Source organism: Microcoleus sp. B9-D4 (assembly GCF_036705105.1).
In the GTDB taxonomy this organism is placed as follows: domain Bacteria; phylum Cyanobacteriota; class Cyanobacteriia; order Cyanobacteriales; family Microcoleaceae; genus Microcoleus.
This window is the reverse complement of the sequence record NZ_JAUBTS010000018.1, coordinates 89,482-101,423: the sequence shown is the minus strand read 5'-3', so window position 1 is coordinate 101,423 and position 11,942 is coordinate 89,482. Positions and strand designations below refer to the sequence as shown.

At 46.1% G+C, this 11,942-nt stretch carries 12 protein-coding genes; 7 read left to right on the top strand and 5 right to left on the bottom strand.

Annotated features, from left to right (window positions below):
* Window positions 1-92 precede the first annotated feature (92 nt).
* Both QUB24_RS13665 and QUB24_RS13660 read left to right on the top strand, forming a co-directional pair.
* Window positions 93-1,355 (top strand): SufS family cysteine desulfurase, encoded by a 1,263-nt coding sequence (locus tag QUB24_RS13665; protein WP_333153704.1) that lies wholly within the window; start codon window positions 93-95, stop codon window positions 1,353-1,355.
* A gap of 134 nt (window positions 1,356-1,489) precedes the next feature.
* The gene (locus tag QUB24_RS13660) at window positions 1,490-2,122 is read left to right on the top strand and encodes a Uma2 family endonuclease (protein ID WP_333153703.1); all 633 of its coding nucleotides are present in this window, start codon (window positions 1,490-1,492) and stop codon (window positions 2,120-2,122) included.
* 97 nt (window positions 2,123-2,219) lie between these two features.
* Here QUB24_RS13660 and QUB24_RS13655 read toward each other — a convergent pair whose 3' ends face one another.
* Window positions 2,220-3,044, bottom strand: coding sequence for an NAD-dependent epimerase/dehydratase family protein (locus tag QUB24_RS13655; protein ID WP_333153701.1), 825 nt, complete (start codon window positions 3,042-3,044; stop codon window positions 2,220-2,222).
* A 79-nt stretch (window positions 3,045-3,123) separates the two neighbouring features.
* Here QUB24_RS13655 and QUB24_RS13650 point away from each other — a divergent pair, with 79 nt between their 5' ends.
* Window positions 3,124-4,011 (top strand): DUF1232 domain-containing protein, encoded by an 888-nt coding sequence (locus QUB24_RS13650; RefSeq protein WP_333153700.1) that lies wholly within the window; start codon window positions 3,124-3,126, stop codon window positions 4,009-4,011.
* A 160-nt stretch (window positions 4,012-4,171) separates the two neighbouring features.
* Here QUB24_RS13650 and QUB24_RS13645 read toward each other — a convergent pair whose 3' ends face one another.
* Window positions 4,172-4,486, bottom strand: a complete 315-nt coding sequence (locus QUB24_RS13645) for a zinc ribbon domain-containing protein (protein WP_333153698.1) — start codon at window positions 4,484-4,486, stop codon at window positions 4,172-4,174.
* A 369-nt stretch (window positions 4,487-4,855) separates the two neighbouring features.
* On the opposite strand from QUB24_RS13645, the gene QUB24_RS13640 reads away from it, so the two are divergent.
* Together QUB24_RS13640 and QUB24_RS13635 are read left to right on the top strand one after the other, a co-directional pair.
* A complete protein-coding gene (locus tag QUB24_RS13640; protein WP_333153697.1) occupies window positions 4,856-5,437 on the top strand; it encodes a hypothetical protein in 582 nt (193 codons plus the stop codon).
* Between the two features lie 482 nt (window positions 5,438-5,919).
* Window positions 5,920-6,393 carry a TspO/MBR family protein gene (locus tag QUB24_RS13635; protein ID WP_333153695.1) on the top strand — a complete coding sequence of 158 codons (474 nt, stop codon included), beginning with the start codon at window positions 5,920-5,922 and terminating at the stop codon, window positions 6,391-6,393.
* Between the two features lie 136 nt (window positions 6,394-6,529).
* Here the strand turns inward: QUB24_RS13635 and QUB24_RS13630 are convergent, their stop codons facing one another.
* From QUB24_RS13630 to hslO, 3 genes are all read right to left on the bottom strand, one after another.
* The gene (locus tag QUB24_RS13630) at window positions 6,530-6,940 is read right to left on the bottom strand and encodes an ester cyclase (RefSeq protein ID WP_333153694.1); all 411 of its coding nucleotides are present in this window, start codon (window positions 6,938-6,940) and stop codon (window positions 6,530-6,532) included.
* A 64-nt stretch (window positions 6,941-7,004) separates the two neighbouring features.
* Window positions 7,005-9,068, bottom strand: coding sequence for a hypothetical protein (locus QUB24_RS13625; protein ID WP_333153693.1), 2,064 nt, complete (start codon window positions 9,066-9,068; stop codon window positions 7,005-7,007).
* Between the two features lie 246 nt (window positions 9,069-9,314).
* Window positions 9,315-10,214, bottom strand: a complete 900-nt coding sequence (hslO, locus tag QUB24_RS13620; protein ID WP_333153692.1) for an Hsp33 family molecular chaperone HslO — start codon at window positions 10,212-10,214, stop codon at window positions 9,315-9,317.
* 613 nt (window positions 10,215-10,827) lie between these two features.
* On the opposite strand from hslO, the gene QUB24_RS13615 reads away from it, so the two are divergent.
* The gene (locus tag QUB24_RS13615; protein WP_333153691.1) at window positions 10,828-10,968 is read left to right on the top strand and encodes a hypothetical protein; all 141 of its coding nucleotides are present in this window, start codon (window positions 10,828-10,830) and stop codon (window positions 10,966-10,968) included.
* On the top strand, window positions 10,941-11,594 hold the full coding sequence (locus QUB24_RS13610; RefSeq protein ID WP_333153690.1) for a Crp/Fnr family transcriptional regulator: 654 nt from the start codon (window positions 10,941-10,943) through the stop codon (window positions 11,592-11,594). The genes QUB24_RS13615 and QUB24_RS13610 overlap by 28 nt, the downstream gene beginning before the upstream one ends.
* Window positions 11,595-11,942 lie beyond the last annotated feature (348 nt).

Here is an 11,942-nt window from a genome sequence, read left to right as displayed (position 1 = left end):
GTAGGGGCTGGTTTCACGAATAATAATTGCCTAAAACCAACAATTTCGTAAACCCGCCCCCACCCAACGACAAATCACTAACTTCAAAAAATATGACACTTATTCAAGAAAAAACACTTGCATCAAAAGTTCGCGGCGACTTCCCAATTTTGAATGAAAAAGTTAACGGTAAACCGCTAGTTTATTTAGACAATGCAGCTACTTCTCAAAAACCTCTAGCTGTCATCAATGCTTGGCGCGACTACTACGAGAAATATAATGCAAACGTGCACCGAGGCGCTCACACTCTCAGCGCCAAAGCGACTGATGCTTACGAAGGTGCGAGAGACAAAGTTGCGGCCTTTGTAAATGCCGCGTCGCGGCAAGAAATTGTTTACACTCGCAACGCCACCGAAGCGATTAATTTAGTTGCTTATTCTTGGGGTTTGAGCAATCTGCAAGCCGGAGATGAAATTATCCTGTCGGTGATGGAACACCACAGCAATCTCGTGCCGTGGCAAATGATTGCTCAAAGAACCGGTGCGGTGCTGAAGTTTGTCGAGTTAACGGAAACTAACGAGTTTGATTTGGAACAGTTTAAAACGCTGATTTCCCATAAAACTAAATTGGTGTCAACCGTTCATGTTTCTAATACTTTAGGCTGCATTAGTCCTGTCAAAGAAATCTGCGAAATTGCCCACAGTTTCGGCGCAAGAGTTTTAATAGATGCTTGCCAAAGCGTGCCGCACATGATAGTAGACGTGCAAGCAATAGATTGCGATTGGCTGGTTGCTTCCGGTCACAAAATGTGCGCTCCGACTGGCATCGGTTTTCTGTACGGTAAGCTGGACTTGCTGAGAGAAATGCCTCCGTTTTTCGGCGGCGGCGAGATGATTGCTGACGTGTTTTTAGAATATTCAACTTATGCCGATTTGCCGCACAAATTTGAGGCCGGCACGCCTGCAATCGGCGAGGCGATCGCCCTTGGTGCAGCAATCGATTATCTTAGTAACATTGGCATGGATAAGATTCACGCTTGCGAAGCAGAATTGAATGCTTATATGTTCCAACAATTGCGGCAAATTCCCGAAATCAAAATTTACGGGCCACAACCAGACAGCAACGGGGAAGGTAGGGCAGCTTTGGCGGCATTTACAGCCGGAGAAATTCACCCTCAAGACTTGTCTACCATGTTAGACCAGGAGGGAGTCGCGATTCGTTCCGGGCATCACTGCACGCAAGCTTTGCACCGCTATTTGAACGTTTCATCTACTGCCAGAGCGAGTTTGTATTTTTACAATACTCGCGAGGAGATTGATGTGTTTGTGAAAGCGTTGAAAGAGACGATCGACTTTTTTGCTGGGATTATGGGATAAGTTAATTAGTGATTAAAAGGGCTTTTTTTTGAACCGCCTGCATCTGCGGTTCAAAAAAAGAACCCCCTTTTTGATAGTATCTGGGCCTGTGGTAAAATAAAACTAGAGTTTTCTCAGCTCAAGGAGATTTTGAGATGATTGCTACTACTTCCAGTTTAGCCGAACAGAGAACACTGCTAGAAAACATTAGCTGGTCAACCTTTGAAACGTTGCTCAAAGAAATAGGCGATAAGCGAGGTTATCGCATAGCTTATGATAACGGGATGTTGGAAATTATGAGTCCTTTATACGAACATGAAAATCCCAAGATTCAGTCGGATCGCTTCATTTTCATTTTAGCAGAAGAACTCGGCATTGAAATCAAAAGTGCTGGCTCAATGACTCTGAAGCAAGCACAGGCTAAAAAGGGTATAGAACCTGACAATTGTTATTATATTCAAAGTGAACCAGCAGTCAGAGGCAGGCAAGAACTAGACTTAGAAACTGCCCCACCGCCCGACTTGGCAATTGAAATAGATATTACCAGCAGTTCAATTAATAAGTCAGGAATTTACTCGGCACTTGGCGTACCCGAACTCTGGAGATATAACGGGCGAGTTTTAAAATTTTATCAGTTAGCTTCCGAGGACTATGTTGAATGCAATTTCAGTATTGCTTTTCCCTTTTTATCATCAACAGAAATGAGTAGGTTTTTTGAGCAGACTAAAACAATGGGAGAAATTGCATTACTGAAATCATTTAGAATTTGGGTTAGGGAAAAAATCTAAAGCGGTGAATATCGCCCTTTCGTCCATCCGCGTTCATTGTGGCACGGGCGTCCCGCCTGTGAAAAATATGCGGTTTAACAAAAGAGCGATCGCCCAACTAAAACTCCCTAATTTCAGGATGGATAAACTGATAACCAGCCGCCTTAATCTTTTGATTCGACACCCTCGCATTATAAGGCCGCACGCTAGGACTTCCATCCCAAGAAACTTTAGGCAGATTGTGAGTTTCAAAAATGCGATCAAGCAATTCACCACTGGATAGCGACACATCCCCGACTAAGTTGTAAATTCCCTGCAATCGATTTTCCAAAGCAAAGGTTAACCCCCCAACAATATCATCTCGATGCACCCAATTAGTAGCATCTTCCCCCCTACCGGGACGAGTGCTCCCAGCCCAACCTCTAAAGATTTTAACTAATTCTCGCCCAGGCCCATAAATTCCTCCCAAACGGAGAATGCAGACGTGAAGATTGGGACTAGAGGCTGCTAATAAAATCCGTTCTGTTTCTGCAATAATTTCACCGTTTGGATTAGCCGGCGCGACAGGTGATTCTTCATTTACCAATTCACCTTGGCGATCGCCATACACAGAATAAGTACCCGTATAAATAACCTGCTTTACTGTCGGGATCTGCTGTAAAACCGATACTAAAGTTGTCGCAGTCTCTAAATAACTCTCCCGATAAGCCTGAGAATTTGGAGCACCTACGCACAGCATAACAGCATCTTGTTCTTGCAATACAGCCGTCATTGCATCTTTGTCATTTCCTTTGAGCACGGCTACCCGCTGCGCGACTCCCTCCAACTCAACTACTCGCGTCGCCGTGGTAGTTGTCGCCGTCACGGTACAATCAGATTTGCCACGTAAATGTTTGGCTGTCGCAGTACCCACATAGCCGCAGCCGACGATCGCAACTTTCATAAAAAATTCTCCATTGTGTCATGCTCTCTAAAATTATTGCCGGTTTCTGAAATCATGGCGCGCTGAGTTTTGTGGTAAAATGCAAAGCATCGTTATCAATCGGAGTAGCATCGTGTCCGAGAGAGATATTTTTGCCACTTCCTCAGAAAGCGAACTTTTAGCTTTTTATGGTTCTTTGTTTGCGATCGCCGCCGCCGATGGTTCCGTTGATATTGACGAACTAGATTTGTTGTTTAAAACCATAAATTTAGACAAATTTTCTGATTCTGCAAAGGCTCAAATCCAATTCTACACAGCCAGTCCCCCTTCACTCAGCGACTGTTTGCAAACACTCAGTCAGTCAGAAGAACCGCTGCGTTTGGGAGTCATGTATTTTTTAATTAACATTGCTGGGGCAAATAAGACGCTGCATCCCGCAGAAAGCGAGGCGATACAATCCGCCAAAAAACTGCTGGCGGTTTCCGACTTGCAAATCCAAGCCATGCAGCAATTCATCGCAGACATGAAACAAATACGGGAGGCAGGCCCTAATAAAAATCAGGCGTCAGCATCCTTCAATTCGGCTGTTTCCCAGCTTAAAACTAAGGGCATTCCTCTCGATTTTATCGACCCAAAAGGAACCACAACAAACCTCAGAAACCCCAAAATTAACTATTCCGATGAAAGTTTTTGGACTAAAGTGAAAAACTTTGCTTTAACCGCAGGAAGAGAAGTAGTTGAAAAAGCTTTGATTCTATACTATACGGCTCAGAACCCAAACGTGCCTGCTTGGGCAAAAGGAGTTGTAGTTGGAGCTTTGACCTATTTTATCTCTCCTGTTGATGCCATTCCCGATGTATTAGTCGGTATCGGATTTACAGATGATTTGGGAGTGTTGCTGACGGCAATAGCTACTGTTTCAGTATACATTAATGCTGATACTAAAGAACAAGCCAAAGAAAAAATGAAAGATTGGTTTTGCCAATAATATTATTTCCGGTGGAGCGTTTGGTTTCCGTCTGCATGGGCATAATATAATCTGAATATTATAGCAGTTGTCAATCCGATGAAATACAAGACACGGCAGTGCCGTGTCCCTACCCAATATCTGTAATTCACTCAACTGAAAACTTGATTATTGTGGATTCTCAGTCTTTAATCGGCTTACCATCTCGATTGACAATACGGCTTTCACCATCCTTAGCCGTGACATTTTCATAAACCCCTTCATCCCGCTTCACGTACTTGCTGAAACCCGAATTTTTATAATCGGTGTCGGATGTCGGCTTCATCAACCTCGGAGCGCTCAGCAGTCGGCGTACCGGAGCATCTGCGGGAGTGTCTCCGGGTTCGCACTTAGCCAACTCGCACAGTTGGCCCCAAGTCGAAACTTCCAGGTTCATGCTGTGCCAAACTTCTAACTGCTGGTTGTTTTCGGGACACAAATAATCGTATACAGGCATACTAAGAATCTCGTTTGCAACTACTAAAATTACTAATTGCACGGTAATTGAGAATATTATAGCTCAACATTACTAATAATTCAACCCTAAAAATCAAACTTTACTATTTTTAACGGTTGTTGAAACCTTAAATCCGCTATATTATTAACCCTGTGTGCTTGCTCCCGGATGCGATCGAGACACAGCCCAAAAGTACCCTACCCTGAAATCCTCTGACTCGATCGCACGATCACACGATCAACGGCTAGCAAATGCCCGCAAGACTTCCCTCAATGCCGTCACAGGATTGATCGTCATTTTCAGACTGTACGCCAATCACAGATTCTAAGTTTCAATTTTATTTATTTACTCACCAGCGAGGATTTACCGATGAGCGATTTCAAAGTTACGCCAGAAGTAGAGCTGAACACAGCTCAAATGTTGGAGCGATATCAACTGCAAGATGAGACAACTCTGCGGCGTTGGGCAAAACTGCACGGCATCAACAGCACTCGTGGTTTCTTCTATCCCAGTGAAGTAGATTTGATGGATCACGCTCACCACCATCTCTACAATTTGGGAATGAGTATTGCCGATTACCAAAGCCTTTTAGACCGGCGCCGCACCCATTCCCAGACACCGGGCGACCAAAATAAAACAGTTGCAAGTCAAGTTGCTGACGAAGCATACGATGCCATAGAAACGCTAACAGATCAGTATGCTGAAGCTATTGATTTAATGGGAGAACGTATAGCAGACCATTTCATCGATGAACTCGATTTATCTGTGATGAGACACCTTTCTAAAAAAGTGCAAGACCGGCGCACTCTCAACGGTCAAACCAAAAAGCCTAACCGTTTTCTCCAAGTGATTAAAGCCGTGTTGCAACCGAGCAGCGAAAATACGCTTCTGGTTCCCAAAAAAGAGAATGACTCTAGTTTAGAATTAGAACAGCATCATCGGCTCGGCTAGTCGGCGATTTTTTTGAAAGACTAATAGACTTTTTGTCAAATTTACTGGTCAAATTTACTGGTCAAATTTACTTAAAAGCCGACCTGAACCCTCCCCTTGTGCAAGGGGAGGGAGCAAGAGTCAATCGATTGTAGATTTTAGATTTGAGATTTTAGATTAAAGAATTGAAGCATTGACCCCACGGATAAATTAGGCTGGCAAGTTTCATCGGATACAGGTTTTTTATTTCTGGGTCCTGAGTCTGCTTTCGGAATGAATCCGGGGGCTTGTATCCTGGATGCTTTCGGTCACATTTTTTATATTATGAAGGGGAACTGAAGAGAATAAATAGAGGTTTCCCAGAAGTCTAAATAACTTTTAAACTGATGTTGGGTTGCGCGACGCAACCAAACCTAATATAACTGGGGATAGATTGCGCAATCGCCAAAATTAGAGATAATATCTGCAGAATTGAACCTGTCAACCTTGCCCAAGGTAAAAAAATGATTAAATCCTGGATGGTAATTGGAGGCGTCGCCTTTGTAGTAGCACTCGCAGCTAACTTCATCCCGCCCAGCGACATCCAATGGTTCAACCGCTTGCAGCGTCCGAGATGGCTAGTATTTGAAAAAGCAATTCCCCTAATTTGGACAGTAATTTTTATTTGTGCAGCTTGGTCAGCAGTGATTGTGTGGGAAAAAGAACCAGGAACTCAGGAGACTTGGCTGAGAATGGGTTTGTACCTGCTTTTAGAAATAGTAACTATGTCTTACACCTCGGTTATGTGCAAAGTTAGGAGCCTAAAAGTCGGCACAATAATCGGCGGAACGGGCGCTATTTTAAGCGTAATCCTAGCTTTAACTGTGTTGCCAGTTTCCGAGCCGGCCGCCCTGTTATTGCTGCCTTACATACTTTGGAGTCCGATCGGCACTTACACCACTTGGGCGATGATGCACCTCAATCCTGCCGATGTTTAGGCTCTGGAATTAGTCCTTTTAATGAGCTGGCAAGCATCGGGAACAAGCACCTTTTTTCGGTAGTATCTACCTGCAACGCAGGTTTTATTCCGCAAAGACTTGATGGGAATAATTGTACAGTGGCACAACTGGAAGCTTATGATATCGGTAAGCCAAGCTGCATGAACCAAGTGTGCTTGTCTGTGTAACCGCGTTGAAAATGGATTTTGCCATCAACAACATGAAAGAAGCCACAGCCTTGGAGCGTAAAACTTTTGCCAGTTGGTAGGTTGCCACCAAACTCACCTAGAAATGTGCCGCCACCAGTCCACTCGACGATCGCCCACTCGCCATCCTCAAACAAATTCTCAACGTGCGTGTAATTGTCTGGAAAGGCTTGGAAGAAGGTAACAAAACTCTCCAGCAACGCCTCACGCCCGTTTAGAGGCTCGCCAAAGGCAACTTGATGGTTCTCTGCATCGTCGTGATAAAGGTCGATCAGCGCGTGAGGGTCACGAGCGTTATAAGCAGAAACCCAGTCTTGGATAACTTGCTTGGGCGTTTTCATTTTTGCTTCCCTAATACAGAACAGATAAGTAAAGATATTAGTTAGCCGCTTCTCACCCTCAAATTTACCGACTTGGAGAGCTGCTTGGAGGCTCCGTTTCCGGCGGTTCAGGAGGGGGAGATTCTGAATCGGGAGGATTCAGCGACTCCTCCCAAACTTTGATTTGCGATCGAGCTTGCTCAAAAGCCCGAGTCCCCGAGGGAATTTTCTTCAAAGTCGCGATCGCCCCAGCCAGATCCGACGACGACTGTTCCACACCAAGCGCCAAAATCCGCTGGCTCCACTCATCAATCGCCTCACTCGCCTGCCACCGGAGCGAACTCGACTCCGGCACCTGACTTGCCAGCGAAATAGCCGTTTGCAAAGCGTCAGCAGTCCCGGCTCGGGCCGTCTGACGGGCGTTCTGCAAACCTTGCTCGCCCTGAAATTGAGCCTCCCAAGTCCGAATGTTCGATCGAGCTTCCTCATAAAGCACCCGTCCTGATCGAATCCGGCGGGCCATCTCAATTGCCCCCGCCAAATTGCCGCCCGCCGCTAGCTGCTGAGCTCTATCCAAAAACGGCTGGTCAACAAGCCGCTGTCTCCTCTCGATCCAAGCTTGAATTTTGGCTTGAGCTTCCACGTAAAGCGCCCTACCTCTAGCGATCCGAGAAGCTTGAGCAACGGCGGCTTCCAGAGCATTCGGATCGCCCGTACTTGCCAAATCGTTCGCTCTTTGCAAATACGGACTGTCTTCCAGCAGCTCGATTTGACGGCTCAAGGTGCTAATTTGACGGCGAGCTTCCGAAGCGCGGGGATTTGATTCCGGGACTGTTTGCAATTGCGCGATTGCAGCCCTCAAATCATTTACCCCACCAGGCGCCGCCAGCCTGCTTGCCATATCCAAAACTTTGACATCAGCCATTTCTTGCTGCCAGCGACCGACTAAATCTTGAGCTTGTTTGTATAAAGGGCGGCCGGACTTCAACTTTTGAGCAATCTCGATCGCCTTGGAGAAACCCTCAACAGAGCCAGTCAAAGCCTGAGAAGTAGCATTCGCCAACTCATTAAAATCCTGTACTTGTTCCCTTAAATTTGCCGACTCTGGAATCTTGTTAGCGATCGCGATCGCCTCCTGCCAATCCCCTGCCTGCAAGCGTTTTTGGGCGATCTCCAAAATTTTCTTGCTAAATTCCGCGATCGCCTTATTGGCTGCTTGATACAAATAACTGTTTTGATCAATTCCCTCAGCCAGCTTAATCCCCGTCACCAGATTGTCGAGACCTCCCTCGGAGGCTTTATTCCGGGCTTTTAGCAACTTATTGCCCTCAGCCCGAGTCGTCTGAATTAGCTTAGTCAATTCCTCGTACTTAGCCGATTCCCAGAAAGTATTTCCCAAATCCAAAAGCAGAGTAGCTTGGCGGAAAGCCAGCGGCCACTCTTCCTGACGCAAGTGGTCTTCAGCCGTGCGGTAAATTTTCTCTGCATCGCTCCATATCGACTGCCACTTTTCAATCTGCTTTTCCATCTTCGGGTAAGCCGGAACGTTTTTAGGAACCTTACGAGCGAGCGCAATCGCCTCATCCAGCTTTCCTTCTTGGAAACTAGCATTTCCCAGCCTAATAATATCCTCCGACCACCGATCGATTTGAGTGTTAATTCTCGGCCGCAGCGGATGGTTTTGTGGCAAAGCATTCACTAATTCGATCGCCCTGAGCAAATCATCCGCCGTCCGCTTGCTTGCTGCTTCTTGAGCGCAAAAAAAGCGATCGTTAGCAGAAGCCGTCGGCCAAAAAATCTTTGAGCAATTTGACTGCGAGGTCAGGTTGAGCAAAGACGCAATTGCCACAAACCCCATACCCACCGATAGCATCAAACTCACCGCCAGCCAAAACTGCCACTTATTCGACCAGTTCCGCCAAAACGGATTGTGTTCCTCCGGCGGCTGCGAGTTTTCCCCAGACAAATTTGGCGGTAGTTCCAGATGCCCTCCCGGCAGTTTTCCCGAAGTAACCAACTCTCGGAGCTCTTTAAGTCGTTCAGCCCGGTTTTTCCTTGCTGGTAGCCGCACCAGCGACGAAGTATCCTTTGTTGACTCCAAGGATTCTGATGCCGACCAACGGCCTGATGTTTTGCGATCTTGACTCATATCCTCACCACAAACAGCAACCAGCCTGTCTTAATTATTTCAAAACAGCGATCGCTGCTATTGACTGCTCTATAGAATGTATTCATCACTTTTAAATACTCCTGCAGGCGAAAGACTGCAAGAGCCGATCGCCAAACCGCCAAAATCAAAATTTTGTGATTAGGTAATTGATAATGCGTAATTGGCAATTGGTCAAGGCCATCATCCCTAACTCGCACTCAATAGAGCCAATTACACATTATCGTCTCAAGAACCGGAGTTTGAGCGCAAATCGCCGATCAGTTCCGCGAGTTGGTCGCTATTAGCTTGGTAAACCTCGTTGCAGAAATGGCACGTAGCCTCAGCCCCCCCATCTTTTTCAATCATGTCTTGGAGTTCGGCTTCGCCCAACATTTTCAAAGCTCCCAAAACTCGATCGAACGAACAGCCACAGTCAAAGCGCACCATCTGAGTTTCCGGGAAGATTTCCAGGCCCATATCTCCCAGTAACTCTTCAAGAATCTGGTGCAGCGTTTTGCCCGAGCGCAGCAGTGGCGTAAAGCCCGACAATTGAGCAACTCTAGATTCTAAAGTTTGCACCAATTTTTCGTCCGTTGCCGCCTTCGGCAGAACCTGCAACAGCACACCCCCAGACGCTTCTACCCCGCCCGCCCCCACAAACACCCCCAAAACCAGAGCCGAAGGCGTTTGCTCGGAGGTTGCCAAATAGTGAGTCAGATCGTCGCCAATTTCGCCCGAAACCAATTCTACCGTACTTGAATAAGGGAAGCCGTATCCAACGTCCCGCACCACGTACAAATAACCGTCACCTATTGCCCCGCCGACATCTAGTTTGCCTTTAGCATTGGGCGGCAGTTCCACTTCAGGATTATCCACATAACCTCGAACTGTTCCATCGAGTCCCGCATCAACCAGAAGCCCGCCCAGCGGCCCATCTCCTTTGATGCGAATGTTGACCCTCGATTCGGGCCGCTTCATGCTGGAGGCGAGTAACAGTCCCGCCGACATCGTGCGGCCGAGGGCGGCTGTAGCCACGTAGGAGAGCTTATGCCGCCGTCTTGCTTCTTCGGTGAGGCGGGTGGAAATGACGCCTACAGCGCGAATTCCGCCCTCTGCGGCTGTAGCGCGAATTAATTGATCGGCCATGAAAAACCTTACTTTGTCTTTTGATACCTTCTTGAACTATTTTATAAGTTCTTGAAGGTTGTGGCAGCAGAGAGCAGCAGTTGACTCGGCGGGCCTGGATGTGCGATCGAACTTCAGAACTCGCCTCTGTTTTCTTTTTTACCTTGATTAACCGACTATTTCTTAACAAATACTCGAAGGGATTATTCACGCTCAATATTTATTTGAAAAGCCCCAAATAACGAGTGCCTTTATTTTTACAAAGCCACCTTATTCTAAGTTATTTTATAACAACTAACAAATAAGCTGTGGAGCATTTAAACCACTAACGAGGCCAGTAGGGTGCGTCAGATCGATCGCTTCCATCGGCAAGGGAAACGCTGCGGACTGACGCACCCTACAATACTATTTTAAATGCTCCACAGCTTAACCACTAATAACTAATAACTATAGTCCAGGACGCACTACGAACAAATAAACCTGGCTTTTTAACCGATCTAGAGGCTTTTAAGCCGATGTACTTAATCTAAAAAACCCGGTTTCTGGCTACCGGTGCATAAGTTTTAAACTAATGACTAATGACTAACAACTAATGACTAACAACTAATGACTAACAACTAATGACTAACAACTAATGACTAAAGCTTATCTTGCCGCTAACCAGACGATTACCAAACCTTTACCTTTGCCGGTTAGAGTCAGAGGCGTAGGTCTCAGACAAATGTTTTTTAGCTGGAAAAAAGAGATATGCCACCAACATCCAAAGCACTTTTAGCAGAAATCCAGCATAACACAGGAGCGAGTCGAAACTTGCATTTTTATGCCAAGGGCGAAACCATTCCTATGATGTCGCAAGGCCTGTGGCGAGTCTGTCAAGGTTTAGCACAACTGAGCACGCTTTATCCAAACGGGGAAGAAGGACTTTTGGGTTGGGTTGGGCCTTCGATGTGCTTCGGTTTGTGGTTGACAAGCTTGCAGACTTACCGAGCTACGGCGACATCAGATATTTATTTGATGTGGTATTCTATGGTGGAAATCGAAGCTTCTCCTCAATTGGCTCACGAGTTGCTGCCTCAAATGGTACGGCGGCTGCGGCAAATGGAAGCAATTTTAGCGATCGCCGGACAGCGGCGAGTAGATGACCGTTTGTATCAGCTACTGCTATTATTGCAACAGGAATTCGGTCAGCCTGTGGTTGAGGGAACTCGTTTGAATATCCGCTTGACACATCAAGATATTGCTAATGCGATTTGCACGACGCGGGTAACAGTAACTCGAATGCTGGGAAAATTGCAGCAGCAAGGGTTAATTAGTCGAGATGGCGATCGGCATTTAATTCTTAACAAAGATGTTTTTGCGTCCACGTCGGATTTGTTTGGCTGCAACCCTCAAGCTGTGTAGAACCGACAGCAATTTGCCTTTCCACTTTTTTGCATCTACATAAAGTCTTCCAGTATTAGCTATCAAATCTCAGTGCATCAGAATTGTTTATCTGGCTCCTCCTCTCCCTATCTACAGCCATACGTTTGCAGTTGGAAAAGATATAATTAAGCGGTGCATCTATTTAGGACTAAACCCAATGGCTAAATCAACTCAAGAAACACCGCAACCAGACAAAAAAGAATTAACTGAGATCACAGCTAAACCTCAAGAACAACAAGAAGAACCGCCCAACAAAGGTGACGGGCGGAAATAGTCGATCGTTAGTTTTTATTTACAATTACTCGTTACCAGGATCTGCCTGGTAAC